The following is a 15,143-nucleotide window of genomic DNA, read 5'->3' as shown; positions in this document are numbered from 1 at the left end:
GGACCTCAAGGCAGGCGCATTGGTACGCCTTCCTTAATGCTTCTGGCCGGAATCAACAGTTCTACAGCAGAAAAAAGAACCCTGATGTGCCGCCGCAGTCCACTGATCAAGTCCCGCAAATGCGGGACCTTCCCAACACTCGGTAGACCGATTTGATGGCCAGCAATGCTGGCCCTTCAGTTCAAGGAGAAACACATGAATCGTTCTGTGCTGTTAGGTCTGTTCGTTACTGCTTCCATAATGGCTTCCACTTCGTTCGCCGCCGTAGAAGACCAATGCGCGCTCAACCTGAAAACCATCGAAAACGGCAAGGCACAGATTCCTCCAGAGATGGCTGACCAGGTAGAAGCCTCCGTCAAGCAAGCCAAAGCCGATCATGCAAAAGGCACCAAGGAAGGCACGGATGATTGCGTCGCCGAGACCAACGACATCATCAAGGCCGTCACCGACTCGAAAAAAGGCGGGAAGTAACCCGGTTCACGGCCAACCTTCGGGTTGGCCTTCCAGACCGCGTTGGCGTACATCATCAACGAGGTACTGGCGGCCGGGAGTTCAAACCCGGCTACGCCCGCTACGAAGCAAACCAAAACCCGCCAGTTGCGGGTTTTGTTGCATCCGGGGTCTGAGAATGTGTAACCACCCGCATCCCTGGAAAAGCTCGACACATTTTCTGAAAAAACCGAATTCTTGCGTTGAATCGCAGTCTTTGAGGTAGGCCCCTCAGATCGCGGCTGATTTTTCGGGCTCGGCTTGGCCGTCCGCTCATACGGCAGCACCGAGGCCATCAGCTCAAGGAGATACCCATGAAACGCACCACACTCGCCGGCCTGTTCATTGCTGCCGCCATGCTGGCCTCTCCTGTATTTGCGGCGGACAACAACCTCTGTACGAGCAAGTTGCAAGAGCTCAAAGGCAAAGTGAATGCGCTGCCGGCGAACGCCACAAACACCTCAATGGAGATCAAAAGGCTGATGTCCAGCGCCGAAGCCTCACAAGCCTCCGGAGACGACAATAAATGCGTCACCGAGGCCACCCAGGCATTGGCACTCGCTGACAGACAGAGCACCCAACCAACCCCATGATCTGTGGTGATCAACCTTCGGGTTGGCCTTCCGGGGCGTGATGACGTACACTGTATAGGCCTGCTGCTCACTTGATTCACAGAGCATCAGGCTCGGGGCCGTTTAGGATTCGACGCCGGTTGCGAAACTTTAGGTGCATGCCGAGTTGGTAACAGAACTCGTAAATCCACTGTTGCAACTACTTATAGTTGCCAATGACGATAACTACGGCCAGGAATTCGCTCTCGCTGCGTAAGCAGCCTTAGCCCTGAGCTTCTGGTACCTTCGGGTCCAGCAATCACCAGGGGATGTCTGTAAACCCAAAGTGATTGTCATATAGAACAGAATCGCCGTGCAGTACGTTGTGGACGAAGCGGCTAAAACTCACACAACTCGCCCAAAGCACCCTGCCCGTCGGGTCGCTGAGGGTTAACTTAATAGACACGGCTACGCATGTAGTACCGACAGCGGAGTACTGGCGGACGGGGGTTCAAATCCCCCCGGCTCCACCAATTGAGACACCAACGAAGCCCGCCCCGTGCGGGCTTCGTTGTTTCTGGGCGTATCGCAAGCCCTGCAACCGTCTGAAACAGGACCCACGCCAACAATCAGTACTTGATATCCCGTGCCGTACGACGGGTATCCTGCTTGGTACTGCGCTTGTCCTGGCGACATTCCACGTTGCTCTTGTCACTGCCCTTTCTGCATTCATCCTTGGTTTGCCGGGCAGTGGAGCGCCCTTCCTGCCGGGTATCGCGAGCTTCACGCCGTTGTTCACCCTGCTCGGTCGCGTAGACGGGTAGCGTCACCCACTGCACGCCAGCGGCGATGAGCAGCGTCGCCAGGGCTTTCAAGTAGTGCTTGCGAATCATGACTTTTCTCCAATTCAACATCGCTCGGTCGCTTCGTTCGCTCCCCCAGGAATTCAGCGAAAACGTGAGTTACATCGTACGCTCACAACTCACAAAAGCACTTTGTGGCAGGTGAAATCTGACGATAGGGTCACATGGTCATTCGCTCAAGGCTGCTACGTGCATGGTTGCAATATGGGCATCGGTCACGGCTGAGCTTTGCAGTTGGCCTGCCCGCGAAGAGCCAGCGAGACCAGCCACAATATTTTGCATCCACGATCCCCCTATCACTGCCACCCCCTCGGAGAAGCCCATGCGCCAAGCCCTCCTGATCATCGACGTACAACCCGGCTTCGCCCCGCCGCAATGGCTGATCGACGGTATCCAGGCGCTCATCGGCACCCTGCCCAGTGTCGCCACGGTCGAGCGCCATGACGAATCCATAACCCCCTTCGAAAAACAGCTCGGCTGGCACCCCGCACCGGACGATGACAGCCTGATCCCGGCCGACCGCATCTTTATCAAGCACGGCTATGCGCCCACACCGGAAACCATCGACTACCTGAAAAGCCTCAACGTCGAACGCGTGCTGGTGTGCGGCCTGCAGACCGAGACTTGCTGCCTGGCGGCGGGGTTTGCGCTGTTTGATGCGGGTTTGCAGCCGACGTTGATTACGGATTTGACGATGGGGTCATCACTGGACCGGACGGGCGGGTTGGGGGTCAGGCTTTGGGAGCATCACTTCAAACACACGGTGAGCTCCAAGCAACTTTGATCTGCAATTAGCACCACTTCATTGAGCCAATCAACCGACGTTAAGCAAGGCAAAAACTCACTTCTAGGAAATTTCCCTCAAGCTGTGTCCCCCTCATGGACTGGAGCTTGATAGGCGGCCATGTACGCTGACTTTTCAATCGAATTCACCGCTTCTGTTGTTTCACCTTTGATGCGCTTCAAACCAAAGGAATGAACGATGACTCCTGCCGAATTGCTCATGCAAGAACAAGCCATGTCCTTCGCTAGATTGCACAAGAAAACCATAGCCAAGCGCCGAACCGATCGAGCGCTATACCCTCCTGAGCAAGATCCTGTTTCAGTATTCATGGCCGGCTCGCCTGGAGCAGGAAAGACAGAAGCTTCAATCGCCCTGGTAAACCTGTTTGCTGATACAGCGATTCTGAGGATTGATCCTGATGAGTTTCGTAGTGAATTTTCCGACTACGCGGGAGGAAACGCCTGGATCTTCCAAAACGGGGTGTCAATTTTTGTCGAGAAAATTCTGGATTACGCTTTCGACCAGAGGTAATCATTTGTGCTGGATGGAACATTTTCCAACATCGATGTAGCACGAAGAAATGTGGAGCGTTCTTTGCGCAAGGGCCGGTTCGTGCAGATTCTTTACGTTTACCAAAATCCGCTCCTTGCATGGGAGTTCGTCAAAGCTCGCGAGGAGTTCGAAGGGCGACGAATCCGAGCTGAGCATTTCATCGACCAGTATTTCGCAGCGCGTGACGTGGTAAATACTCTTAAGCTAGAGTACGGGAGCGACGTTCATGTGGATCTGCTAATCAAGCACATAGACAATTCGGGACGTCTTTACAAAGCCGGGGTCGATAAAATTGACTACCATATCCCTGAGCAATTCACGCGGGCTGATTTAATGGCCAGGCTCGGGTTAGGATCAGGAGCACATCAATGATTTCGATCAAGCCAGGTCTTTCCAAGGGCGCCAAAAGCTCCTTTGCTGACTTTATTCGCAACGCCAAGTCGGAACAGAAAAAGCGTGTCTATAGCGAAGTGTTGATTGAAGCTACGAGGCTGCAAAATCTTGTGATGATGGAAGCCGAAGCGAAACGAAGCTAACTGACCGCGCCAAAATGAAGCCCGACAAATTGTCGGGCTTTTTTGTTGTGTTCTCTGAATATTAAATGGCGTGCTTCGCACTCGATTGGCACGTAGTCACCGTCCTCGCGGTCATCGCAGCACAACACGGATACATGAACGTGGTTTCGGACGAACCCGCAAAGCCCTTCTACACTCAATCCGCAATCGCCCTGTAACCCCTGTCGAATAGGCCTCCATGACCACCCTCACCGACCGTTTGAAGCAAGGCAAGGATGCGCGCAAGAAGTGCTCCCGCAGTTCGCAAGCAGCCTTGGGCAAGGTCGACCGCGACCCCATACCGCTGATCAAGGCGTCAAGTGAAGGACGCATCAAATCGCTGGTGGAGTTGCGCTACGGACGGATGCTGGTGTCACCGTTCACCTTCTATCGCGGTAATGCGCTGCTGCAGGCCCACGACCTGGCGGGCACCTCGAGCATGGGGCTGGTTTCGCCGATTTGTGGCGATAGCCACTTGATGAACTTCGGCGGTTTCGCAACGCCGGAGCGCAACCTGTTGTTCAGCGTCAACGACTTCGACGAAGCCCATCCCGGGCCGTGGGAATGGGACTTGAAACGTCTGGTGGCGAGTTTCCTGGTGGCCGCCCGCGACTTGCGCCATGGGGAATCCGTTGAGGAAAACATCTGCCATGACGTGGTAAGCGCCTATCAAAAAACCATGCTGGAGTGCGCCGAACAGAGCTCGCTGGAAACCTGGTACGAGTCCATCAGCTATGACGATCTGCTCGCTCAGGCCAACAAAGGCACGATGGAGCATGTGGAACGCGCCATCGCCAAAGCCGAACGGCGCACCCACGCCGAACTGCTGCCGAAAATCAGCGAGCGCGACGCCCATGGTCGTCTGATCATTCGCGATGACCTGCCGGAAATTTTCCATCTGCACAAAAACACCACGCTACTGGATGCCGATGACGATTGGTTGCGCCTCTCGGACTGGCGTCCGCTCTATGACACCTTCATGCGTGACTACCGTGGCACCCTGCAAGCGGATCGCCGTGAACTGGTGTCGCGTTTTCACGTTCAGGACATGGCGTTCAAAGTGGTGGGCGTGGGCAGTGTCGGCACCCGTTGCCTGGTGGCGCTGCTGACCGACGATCAGGAGTTCCCGCTGTTCCTGCAATTCAAGGAAGCGCGACGCTCGGTGCTCGCCGGCTACGTGAAGACCAGGTCACGGGTGCGGCATGAGGGGCAACGGGTGGTCGACGGCCAGCGGTTGATGCAATCGGCCAGTGACCTGTTTCTCGGCTGGACCACCGGTCCCAGCGGGCGGCATTTCTATGTGCGGCAATTGCGCGACATGAAAATCTCCGCCGAACTCGAGACCTTCGATGGCGACGCATTCGCCGCTTATGGCCGGCTCTGCGGCCGGGCCCTGGCTCGCGCCCATGCCAAGTCTTCCGGGCACGCGGCGGTGAACAGCGGCTACATCGGCAAGAGCGATGCACTGGCCGACGCGCTCTATAAATATGCCCAGGGCTATACCGAGCAGAACGAGCGTGATTTCGAGCGGTTCCAGCAAGCCTGCCGCAAGGGCCGCTTGCGTGCCCGGTCGGAAGCCGACTTTGCCGCGGATCATTTGCCGTAGCGGTGTCGCAAGCTCTGGTACAGGGCTTTGATCCAGATGAATTTTTCTTCACCCCGCGGTTCCGTTACTGCCTGTACATTGCACTCGCTCATTCAAGAAACTACGGTTTGCCCGCCCTCCCGCGGGCTTTTTTTTGTCTGCGAATTCGCAATCCGAGACTCACTGAAGGTTTCCTCGGGCGACAAAAAACCCGCACCTCTTTCGAGATGCGGGTTTTGCGGTTCAACAACAACTCAATTCGCTGGTTGGGCCTGAGTTGACGCCACCGATTGTTGCGCCTTGGAAAGCACGGGCTGTTCCAGCCTCGCTCGCCCGTAAAACGCCAGCGCCGTCAGCAAACACGCCAGCCACACGAAGATTCCGGCCCAGAAGGTGTGGGACATGTAGTGCCACCCTTGCAGTACCCGTGTGGTGCCATAGATGAAACCGAGGGTCAGCGAGCCGTACATGATCGCTTTCGAATAGCGCCAGCGATAACGGCGCGCCACGAAGTACAACGCCAGCATGGTGAAACCGCCCGACGCATGTCCGCCCGGCCAGCAGCGCCCTTCGCCGGCAACTTTCAGCAGGTCGAAATTTTCATACCACTCAATGTGCTCCATCTTGCCGCCGTACAGGCTCGTCTCGATCGGGCAATACACGCTGGTGTGGCCCTTGAGGTAGTGAATCACCCCGGTGCTGATGGAGAACGCGAACACCACGTAGAGAAAGTCACGACGGTGGCGGTTGGCAAAGCGCAGCACCGGTGCGACTTTGATTTTTTCCAGGAAGGCGATGATTTTCGCGTGCTTTTCAGCCTTCAGGCGTGGCCAGAAAAACGACAGCAAGACACCGACAATCGCAATTTCACCGGTCCAGTTCGGAATGATCCGCGCCCATTTGTGGGTGATTTTTTCAAACAGATGGACCTGGTCCAACGGGTACGTCTGCGTCACCGGATCAAAAAAGTAATTGTTGAAGGCGATGTCGATGCTGGTCATGTCGAACATCAGGAACACCACGACCGCGCAGGCCAGCGGAATACCAAAATTCATCCAGTAAAAGCGATAGCGGGAAGCGGTCAGCATGCTCAGTCCTGATTCAAAGGGATGGTGAAACTCAACGGGGCGTCACCGTCGGCCAATCCGAGGCTTCGATAAAGCCAAGCATGCGCGGAGTGTGCGGCGTTTCGGTGGAGATAAACAAAGAGGCCCCGTAACCCAGGGTCGAAGTCGGCAAATGGAGGTCTTTTTCCAGTTGGTCCATGCATTCGCTGTGGGTCACCAGAATCAGGTTGCGCCCGGCCACCTTGTGCGCCAACGCGTCGCGCAGCATGGTGCCCTTGCAACTGATCAACCAGTCTTCGCCCGTGCCGACCTTGTCGAACATGAAGTTGGCGGTCTGCGCCGTCCGCAGGATCGGGCTGTTGTAGATATCGGCCTTGTCCAGGCCCAGGTTCTGGAAGTGCGCACCAACACCCATGGCGACACGGCGCGAGCGCTCGGTAATGCCATCGTTACCAACCAGGCAAGGCGCCGAGGAGTGATCGCAGCGCTCGACGTGGCGCACCAGCACGATGACGTCGCCCTTGGCCCATCCAGTCATCAACGCCTGTGCGCCGGTCACATTGCCGTGAGCCAGGTCCGCAACGGCGGCAGGTCGCAGCAGGAACACCGTCAACGGGATCACCAGCAACGCCGAGGCCAACACCACCGCAGCGTTGCGATAGCGGGCGAAGCGGTTCAGATCGATCGAGCGTTTTATCCCGAAAAGACTCAGTCTTAATTCCACATCAAGCCGCCTCGCCGGCACGCGCTACCTCATTAGATCCCGGCAGGTTAAAGAAACGTGCGTCGGTGACTGGTGAAACCCATGTGAAAAAAAGCTTAAAAGCGCTGTAAAAATCTTGTTACAGAATCCGATCGGAAAAATCCTTTCAGCTCCCGGGATTGCTGCCGATACATCCTGCTTACATAGCTTGGCGGCTTCCAAAAAAAACAATCTTCCAGCCAACCGACGATAAAGAAGTATCAAGTTCCTGGAGGAATGTGATGAATAGCTGGTTCGGCAACATCAGCGTGAACCTGAAACTGGGCCTGGGGTTTGGCCTGGTCCTGGCACTGACCTGCGTCCTGGCCCTGACCGGCTGGACCAGCCTGGGCGGGTTGATCGACCGCAGCAACTGGATGAGCGACATCACCCAGCTCAACGCCGGCCTGACCAAGCTGCGCGTGGTTCGCCTGCAATACATGCTGACCAACGGCGACGAAACCGCCGCGCAGAACGTGCAGACCACCCTCGACGCCTTCTCGGCGCAGCAGCAAGCCCTGCTGGCGAAGTTCAAGAGCCCGGAAAACCTCAAGCTGCTGCGCGAGCAAGGCGCCGTCATCGACGCCTACAGGACGTCCCTGGGCAAGATGCGCAGCGCCTATCGCGCCGGCAACAGCGCCCGCGACGCCATGAGTGCCAACGCCGAAACCGCCAACACGCTGATCAATGACATCAATGCCCGCGTGCAGCAAATGCCATTGAGCGACCAGCGCTTCGAACAGTTCCAGGCCATCACCGCGGCCAAGGAAGCGTTCCTGCTGGCCCGCTACGAAGTGCGCGGCTACACCGCCAGTACCAATGCCGAGACCGAGCAAAAAGCCGTCGGCCAACTGGACGCCGCCATCGCCAGCCTGAAACCGCTGAACATGCATTTCGCCGATTCCCAACAAGACGCCCTGCGTCAGCTGGAAACCGCGCTGGGCAACTACCGCAGCGCCTTGCAGACCTACAAGGCCGCCAGCAATGACGCGGTGCAAGCGCGCAAGGAAATGACTGAACAGGGCGCCGCCATCGTCTCCCAGAGCGATCAGCTGTATCAGATCCAGCTCGACCGCCGTGACGCCGAAAGCGCCCGGGCGCGCACTCTGCAGCTGATCAGCACGTTGCTGGCTTTGCTGGTGGGCATCATTGCCGCCGTGGTCATCACCCGCCAGATCACCCGCCCATTGCGCGAAACCCTGGCGGTGGTCGACCGCATCGCCAGCGGTGACCTGTCCCACAACGTGCAGGTCACCCGTCGCGACGAACTCGGCGTATTGCAGCAAGGCATCGCGCGCATGGGCGTAACCCTGCGCGACTTGATCAGCGGCATCCGCGACGGCGTGACCCAGATCGCCAGCGCCGCCGAAGAGCTGTCGGCCGTGACCGAACAGACCAGTGCCGGGGTCAACAGCCAGAAAGTCGAGACCGATCAGGTCGCCACAGCGATGCACGAAATGACCGCCACGGTGCAGGAAGTTGCGCGTAACGCCGAAGAAGCCTCGCAAGCCGCTGCGGCGGCGGACGGCGAAGCCCGTGAGGGTGACAAAGTGGTCAACGAAGCCATCGCCCAGATCGAGCGCCTGGCCAGCGAAGTGGTGCGCTCCACCGAAGCCATGAGCGTGCTGCAACAGGAAAGCGACAAGATCGGCAGCGTCATGGACGTGATCAAGGCCGTCGCCGAACAGACCAACCTGCTGGCGCTCAATGCCGCCATCGAAGCGGCCCGTGCCGGTGAAGCCGGTCGTGGTTTTGCGGTGGTGGCTGACGAGGTCCGCGGCCTGGCCCAGCGCACGCAGAAATCCACCGAGGAAATCGAAGGCCTGGTGGCCGGCCTGCAGAACGGCACGCAACAAGTGTCTGCCGTGATGAACAACAGCCGCGTCCTCACCGACAGCAGCGTGGCCCTGACCCGCAAGGCCGGCGAGTCACTGGAAAACATCACCCGCACGGTGTCCAACATCCAGTCGATGAACCAGCAGATCGCCGCCGCTGCCGAACAGCAAAGCGCCGTGGCCGAAGAAATCAGCCGCAGCATCATCAACGTGCGCGACGTGTCCGAACAGACCGCAGCGGCGAGCGATGAAACCGCCAAGTCCAGCATTGAGCTGGCGCGGTTGGGTGGTCAGTTGCAGCAGATGGTGAGCCACTTCCGCGTCTGACATTCGCCTTGCTGTGAATGAAAGACCCCTTCGCGAGCAGGCTCGCTCCCACAGGTGGAGAGTCGAACACAGAATCTGTGAACGACCCAAAACCCTGTGGGAGCGTGGCTTGCCCGCGATGGCTATCTATCTGACTGCGAAGATACTCAGGCCTCCCAAGGATTGATGACCTCAATCCCGGGAAATCCGAAGTCGCGAATATTGCGGGTGGCTATGGCAGCCCCATGGCTTCGGCAAATGGCGGCAATTTGCGCATCTGCCATTGAAACCGCACGTCCATTTGCTTCAGCACCGGCTGTCAGCGTTGCGTACTCAACAGCGGCATGGGCATCGAACGGCAAAATGCGTCCGGCAAAGTCCTCTTCGAACATGGCCATGGCATGGGCTTCAAGTTTTTGTTTGCGCTTGCCCGAAGACAGGCGTGCGATGCCGTGGAGTATTTCCGCCACCGTTACCGCACTGACTGCCAGATCCATCGCCGGCTGCGCATCAACCCAGGCAAGCACCCGGGTTTCAGGCTCGACTCGCATAAACTCTGAAAGAACGTTGGTATCGAGCACTATCATTCAGAAAAATCCACCGCCGTCGCTTTCTCTGAACGCTCTGGCAGATCAAGCTCGACGCCTCCGAGAGCGCTGAATCGGTTGCGGATCCTGCTTCCAAGTCCACCGGCGCGATCAACAGTCGCCAAGGCCCTGCCCAGAATCAGGCGAGCCTCTTCTTCCATGGAATGTCCATTATGAGCCGCCGTGATGCGCAGCTGCTCCTTGAGCTTCTCATCAAGGTTTCTAATTGTGATGCTGGCCATGATGCCTCATGCAATCAATGAAATCATTGATTGCAGGCTAGCACATCCTGGCAAACCAAAACCCGGCCATCTTCCGAATGGCCAGAATCACCGCGTCCCGCGCTGGCGCAATGCCGACGGCATGAAGTACGCGTCTTCCGGCACCGGTTGGGCGAAGTCCACTGTGGCCGGCTCTTCGTTATCCAGGTTCTGCACGTAGTAACGACGCGCCTGCAAGTCATGGAATACGTCCAGCGCGCTCCAGGTGGTGGGCAGGTCGTAGAAGTTTTTCAGGTAGGCCATCGACACCCGCCACAACTCCCCTCGCCCGTCGTATTGATCCACCAGGGCGGCGCCCCAACTGTCCTCGTCAAGAAACAGCACGCGCTTGGAATAGATATGCCGCGCGCCCGGCTTGAGCGTGCCTTCGACCACCCAGACCCGATGCAGCTCATAACGGGTGAATTGCGGGTTGAGGTGGCCCGGTGTGAGCAACTGCTCGTACTTCACCTCAGGGCTGCCGACTTTGTAATTGTTATAGGGAATATAGACCTCTTGCTTGCCCTTGAGCTTCCAGTCGTAGCGGTCTGGCGAGCCGTTGAACATGTCCGTATCGTCCGCCGTGCGCAGGCCGTCGGATGAGGCGATCGGGGTGTCATACGCGAGGTTCGGCGCCCGGCGCACACGGCGTTGGCCGGCGTCGTAGACCCAGGCCTGGCGCGGGTCCTTGAGCTGGTCCAGGGTCTCGTGAACCAGTGCCGCACCGCCCGCCAGCCGGGCCGGGCTCTTCACGAATGCCAGGTAGTAAAACAGGATGTTTTTCAGGTCGGCAAACTGCCCGCCCGGACGGTAATAGTTGAAAAACCCTTCCTGCTGCGAGGTCACGAGCGCGAAGCTGCCGTTGCGTTGTACCGGCGCTTCGGAGGCACGACGGACCACATAGATGCCGCGATAACGGGTGATGTGGTTCGACAGCACCTCGATGCCATCCTTGGGCACCGGGAACGGCACACCGCCATAGGCATCGGCAAAACCGGTCCCGCCATCGAGCAGCTTGGCCGAGGTCGCATTTTTCAAGGTGTTGTCATACAGCCACTGCGGCGCCGAGCCCGAGCGGCGAGAGGGATAGACCGGCATCTGGAAGGTGTCGGGGTAGCTGTTGAACAGTGCGATCTGACCCGGGCTGAGGTGGGCCTTGTACTGTTCAAGGTTGGCCTTGGTGATGGTGAACAGCGGCTTGTCTGCCGCATAGGGGTCCAGGTGATGCTGGCCGGGCTTGTAGCCCGCCGGCGCCTGGGTGATGCCGCCGTTCCATGCCGGAATGGTCCCGGCCGCGTTGCCGGCACGCTCGGCCCCCATCGGCGTCAGCGTGGTCTTCAATTGCTCGGCCTGCTGTGGCGTGACCGCGGCCAGCGCGCTGCCGGCGGCCAGGCTCAGGAACAGTGCCAGCGTGGTCTTGGTCAGTCGTGAAGTGTGAAACATGATCGTTCTCCGAAAAATCCAGCTGGTCTGCAAAACACAGCAGATCCCCTGTGGGAGCGGGCTTGCTCGCGATAGCGGTGTGCCAGCCAACATCAACTTCGACTGAAAGTCCGTCATCGCGAGCAGGCTCACTCCTACAGGGGGATGAGTTGGAACTCACAAGAAGTACTTGAGGTTGAAGCCGACGTTGTCGCGATCACGCAGGCCGTTGTCCTGCCCGCCACCGTAGAACTCGGTGTATTGCAGCTCAGCCTCCAGCTTGTTCTGGTAGTTGGCCTTGATCCCCAGGGTGTAGGCCTTGCGACCCTCGATGACGTTGCCCGCCTGGTAGCTGTTGCCCTCGAAGTCATCCTTGTAGACGACATAAGGCGAGACATTGACCCCGGCATACACGTCGTTCCAGGTGCCGTTGAGCATCGCGGTGTAGCTGTAGGAATTGCGGTTGACTTGGTCGCTGCGCTCGCCGCCGGACACATAGGAAAAGTTACCGGTACCAGCGTAGTAACGGGTACTGCCGTCATACGCGGTGTATTGCAGGCTGCTGCCGCGCAGGTGCTCGGACGCCAGCTCGAATACGCCGAACAGCGAGTCGAATGACAGGCTCGGGCCAAAGTTGTAAATGGTGCCCATGGACGTGTTGAACGCTTCCACCCGTTCGGCGTTATTGATCTGGCTGTCGAGCGTGACCTGCTGCCCGCCGATGTTGATGGTCTGGCCGCCTGCCGCTGCAGCGGCGCCGTTGGCCAGGTCGCCGATCAGGTCGTTGGTGGCGGCGACCCCGATGGGCAGGTTCGGCCGATAGGCCACTTCACCAAACACCGACGCCTGGCCCAGGGTGGTGTTGAAACTGAAGCCGTACATGCGGATGTCTTCGGCGTAGCGCCGATGCGCCTGGATATTGCCCAGCACGTCCATGGTCGCCAGGCCGTTGGCCAGTTGCCCCGCCTGACTGCCGGCGACACCGGCCAACAGGTTGGTCAGGGCATTCATGTCGATACCCTGGTACCCACCCAGATCGGCGGAAATGGTCGGTTCCTTGGCGTGGTAGTTGACCATGTACAACCCGAACTCGGTGCTGTTGAGCTCTTCTACGATGTAGCGAAAAGCGAAACCGAACTGGCCGTCGTTGCGCGCGTTGAAATCCTTGCCGACCGTGGCCACTTTGACGGTGTTGCCAAAGGCCGGGGTGACCCCGTTGGCGTACAGGCCGGTGGTGCTCAGGGCCTGGTTGAGCAGCGGGTTGTTGCCCAGCGCGCTGTACAGATCGATCACGTTGCCGAAGCCAGGCACCGGGGTGTCCAGCGCGGTACCGCTGAAGTTGTTGTAGGCGGTGTTACCGCCGTCGGCGAACAGGTCCGTCTGCGAGTAGAACGTGCCGACTGGGTCGATGCGGGTTTCCTTCCAGTTCGTCTGGTAAAAGCTTTCCATGGTCAGGCTGTCGGTCAGGCCGATGTTGAAGCTCAGCGCTTCCACCGGTACCAGCACTTCCTTGACTTCGGCCCCGGGCAGACGGTACTTGGCCGCATCCACCGGGTTGGTGGTGTTGATCCCGCCACGGTAGAAAATCCCTTCGCCCCAGTTGAACACCTGGCGCCCTATGCGTGCCGTGAGTGGCATCTGCGCGACGTCCCAGTTGCCATAAAGGTAGGCGTCGAGCATCTCCACCCGGCTGCCGGCGATATCGCGGGTCTGGTCCGTGAAGTGGTCGTCCTGCGGGAAACTCTGGCTGGGTTGCGACGGGTTGTTGTTGCGGTAGTAATCGTTGCGTTTGTCCATCAGTTGGGTGTCATAGAACGCGGTGCCGCGCACGAACATCCCGTAGTTCTGATAGTTGGCCTCGAGCTCCGAGGTGATCTTGTACACTTCGGAAACCAGCCCGGTGTCGAAGTTGCGATTGCCGTCGTTGGTGTTGACGTCATCGTTGTTCTTGTCCCGGCCCTGGACACGCCACAAGCGGCCATAGGACAAGGTACTGTCGAATGAACCGGTGACCTGGTTGTCCAGCACGCTGAACTCCTTGGCCTGCACGCCGTCGACCGCGCACAGTTGCAGCAGCCCTGCCAGGCCCACGCCGGGAAGCGCCGCGCCAGACAGGCGAAATCGAGTGCTCATGATCCTTTCCTCTTTCCCTGGTTTTATTGTTTTTGTCTTCTGAAACCGTTGCTGCGATGGCTATGGCGCCAATCCCGTACGGGCGTAAATCCGGCTGTGGGCGCCGAAATGCCCCAGCAGTTTGAACAGCTGCTGGTTAAGTACCGGATGGTCGAAGTCTTCGCGCTGCAGCTGATTACCGTTGCTGAAATCGCTGGTGATCGGCGCTGTGTCCAGCCACTGGCCGATGGCTTGATCAAACGCCGCGGATTGGTCGACGGACTCGGCACTCACCACTTCGCGCAGGTAGTCCACCGAGTACGGCGGATAACGGGCGTCCTGTGCAGAATCGGCATAAGCGTCGAGCATCGGGTGTGCCTGACCAGCGCGCAGCAGGCGACGAAGCCAGGTCGACTGATATTTCTCCACTTCCATGTGCCGGGTGGCGACCCGCTCGATGGCAGCATGTTTGTCCGCATCGAAGCCGGCCAGGGCCTTGCCTTCCAGCACCAGCAGGCTCGCCAATTCGACACCCGGCAGCGGCTTGGCGTGATAAGGCTGGGTCAGGTCCTGAACGTGGTGCAGGCCCCAACCGAGAAATCGATAACCCCAATAAGGATGGCCAGTGGCAAACGCCAGTCGCGCCAAGCCCATGTACTGATAAGCGCGCCAGTCCGGCCAACTGCGCTGAAGAAATCCGGCAGCGGCGTACACCACCGGGCTTTCATGGAAGAAGCCCATATGAAAGGGCGCCTGGGAGCTGTACTGAAACCGCGCGTCACCGAAAGGCTGCGGGCCGAAGCCGTACAACGCGCCCACCTCGCCCGGGTTGTCGCTGAACAGGTTGATGTCGTGGCCGTAGTCAGGCTCATCGGCGGCGCTGGCCAACACGGCCAGGGGCGCGACTTGCTCATGGTCAGCTACAACGATGAAGCGCTGGCGATTCCACGGTGAGAGCGTCTGCGCCACCATGACTTGTTCGGCCTTGAGGTGCTCACGCTCGGGCAGATCCTTGCCCGGCATCGGCTGGATGACCATCGCCAGATGAATCCCGGGATTGATCCGCAGTGCGGTAAGAAAGTCGTGGCGCAGATTGTCCCCAGGCACGGCTGGCAATCGCAGGTTGTCGGGGCGCTGCGGGTATTGGGCGAAGTGCTCGCGGGCGAAGCGTTCCTGCTCATCCAGCAGCGCCCTCACGGCCTGGTATTGCTGCGAAAGAAACTGTTCCAGCGGCTCGACTTCGACCTGCGGTGCATCACGCAACGCCGGCAGGTCCTGCAACGCGAGGTAGCTGCCCACCGTATGGTTCGACCAGCCCCAGGCTGTAGGGGCCGTTGCACAAAGCAGCAACAGGAGGAATGTCAGCTTCATTGCCTGGTTCTTATTGAATGTGCCGTGGGGGTTGAGCCTAACAACCGACCCTGCCCCTGACAC

Annotated in this window: 14 protein-coding genes, 1 other RNA gene and 2 pseudogenes; 9 read left to right on the top strand and 8 right to left on the bottom strand. The window is 58.7% G+C overall.

The window, feature by feature from the left end; genetic code table 11:
* Positions 1-195 precede the first annotated feature (195 nt).
* The 3 genes from AC3IX1_RS03770 to ssrA all read left to right on the top strand — a co-directional run bounded on the left by AC3IX1_RS03770 (position 196) and on the right by ssrA (position 1,573).
* Positions 196-471 (top strand): hypothetical protein, encoded by a 276-nt coding sequence (locus AC3IX1_RS03770; protein WP_489387186.1) that lies wholly within the window; start codon positions 196-198, stop codon positions 469-471.
* A 332-nt stretch (positions 472-803) separates the two neighbouring features.
* Complete coding sequence (locus AC3IX1_RS03765) at positions 804-1,082, top strand: hypothetical protein (RefSeq protein WP_489387185.1); 279 nt, start codon at positions 804-806, stop codon at positions 1,080-1,082.
* A gap of 94 nt (positions 1,083-1,176) precedes the next feature.
* Positions 1,177-1,573: a transfer-messenger RNA gene (ssrA, locus tag AC3IX1_RS03760) on the top strand.
* Between the two features lie 96 nt (positions 1,574-1,669).
* Here ssrA and AC3IX1_RS03755 read toward each other — a convergent pair.
* Positions 1,670-1,933: a hypothetical protein gene (locus AC3IX1_RS03755; protein ID WP_095942453.1), complete on the bottom strand. Its 264-nt coding sequence runs from the start codon at positions 1,931-1,933 to the stop codon at positions 1,670-1,672.
* A 292-nt stretch (positions 1,934-2,225) separates the two neighbouring features.
* Between AC3IX1_RS03755 and AC3IX1_RS03750 the strand changes: the two genes are divergently transcribed.
* The 4 genes and pseudogenes from AC3IX1_RS03750 to AC3IX1_RS03735 all read left to right on the top strand — a co-directional run bounded on the left by AC3IX1_RS03750 (position 2,226) and on the right by AC3IX1_RS03735 (position 5,399).
* Positions 2,226-2,687, top strand: a complete 462-nt coding sequence (locus AC3IX1_RS03750; RefSeq protein WP_489387184.1) for a cysteine hydrolase family protein — start codon at positions 2,226-2,228, stop codon at positions 2,685-2,687.
* Positions 2,688-2,885: 198 nt separating this feature from the next.
* Positions 2,886-3,611: pseudogene (locus tag AC3IX1_RS03745) on the top strand (zeta toxin family protein).
* Complete coding sequence (locus AC3IX1_RS03740) at positions 3,608-3,775, top strand: hypothetical protein (protein WP_489387183.1); 168 nt, start codon at positions 3,608-3,610, stop codon at positions 3,773-3,775. Before AC3IX1_RS03745 ends, AC3IX1_RS03740 begins: the two are co-directional and overlap by 4 nt.
* Before the next feature lie 217 nt (positions 3,776-3,992).
* Entirely contained in the window at positions 3,993-5,399 is a 1,407-nt protein-coding gene (locus tag AC3IX1_RS03735) for a DUF2252 domain-containing protein (protein WP_489387182.1), read from the top strand.
* A gap of 233 nt (positions 5,400-5,632) precedes the next feature.
* Here AC3IX1_RS03735 and AC3IX1_RS03730 read toward each other — a convergent pair whose 3' ends face one another.
* Positions 5,633-6,466 carry a phosphatase PAP2 family protein gene (locus tag AC3IX1_RS03730; protein WP_489387181.1) on the bottom strand — a complete coding sequence of 278 codons (834 nt, stop codon included), beginning with the start codon at positions 6,464-6,466 and terminating at the stop codon, positions 5,633-5,635.
* Positions 6,467-6,497: 31 nt separating this feature from the next.
* On the bottom strand, positions 6,498-7,169 hold the full coding sequence (gene pmrG, locus AC3IX1_RS03725; protein WP_489387180.1) for a lipopolysaccharide core heptose(II)-phosphate phosphatase PmrG: 672 nt from the start codon (positions 7,167-7,169) through the stop codon (positions 6,498-6,500).
* 260 nt (positions 7,170-7,429) lie between these two features.
* On the opposite strand from pmrG, the pseudogene AC3IX1_RS03720 reads away from it, so the two are divergent.
* A pseudogene (locus AC3IX1_RS03720) lies at positions 7,430-8,443 on the top strand (methyl-accepting chemotaxis protein); the annotation flags it as partial.
* Positions 8,444-8,485: 42 nt separating this feature from the next.
* Entirely contained in the window at positions 8,486-9,349 is an 864-nt protein-coding gene (locus AC3IX1_RS03715) for a methyl-accepting chemotaxis protein (RefSeq protein ID WP_408003798.1), read from the top strand.
* A 146-nt stretch (positions 9,350-9,495) separates the two neighbouring features.
* Here the strand turns inward: AC3IX1_RS03715 and AC3IX1_RS03710 are convergent, their stop codons facing one another.
* The 5 genes from AC3IX1_RS03710 to AC3IX1_RS03690 all read right to left on the bottom strand — a co-directional run bounded on the left by AC3IX1_RS03710 (position 9,496) and on the right by AC3IX1_RS03690 (position 15,080).
* Entirely contained in the window at positions 9,496-9,915 is a 420-nt protein-coding gene (locus AC3IX1_RS03710; protein WP_489387179.1) for a type II toxin-antitoxin system VapC family toxin, read from the bottom strand.
* Positions 9,912-10,157 (bottom strand): FitA-like ribbon-helix-helix domain-containing protein, encoded by a 246-nt coding sequence (locus AC3IX1_RS03705; protein ID WP_046038645.1) that lies wholly within the window; start codon positions 10,155-10,157, stop codon positions 9,912-9,914. The genes AC3IX1_RS03710 and AC3IX1_RS03705 overlap by 4 nt, the downstream gene beginning before the upstream one ends.
* An 87-nt stretch (positions 10,158-10,244) precedes the next feature.
* Positions 10,245-11,618 (bottom strand): DUF1329 domain-containing protein, encoded by a 1,374-nt coding sequence (locus AC3IX1_RS03700; protein ID WP_489387178.1) that lies wholly within the window; start codon positions 11,616-11,618, stop codon positions 10,245-10,247.
* A 156-nt stretch (positions 11,619-11,774) separates the two neighbouring features.
* The gene (locus AC3IX1_RS03695; RefSeq protein ID WP_489387177.1) at positions 11,775-13,730 is read right to left on the bottom strand and encodes a DUF1302 domain-containing protein; all 1,956 of its coding nucleotides are present in this window, start codon (positions 13,728-13,730) and stop codon (positions 11,775-11,777) included.
* A 60-nt stretch (positions 13,731-13,790) separates the two neighbouring features.
* A complete protein-coding gene (locus AC3IX1_RS03690) occupies positions 13,791-15,080 on the bottom strand; it encodes a phospholipase (RefSeq protein WP_489387176.1) in 1,290 nt (429 codons plus the stop codon).
* Between the last annotated feature and the right edge of the window lie 63 nt (positions 15,081-15,143).

Source organism: Pseudomonas sp. KH_046_2, assembly GCF_057838985.1.
This window is presented reverse-complemented; position numbering and strand designations above follow the sequence as displayed.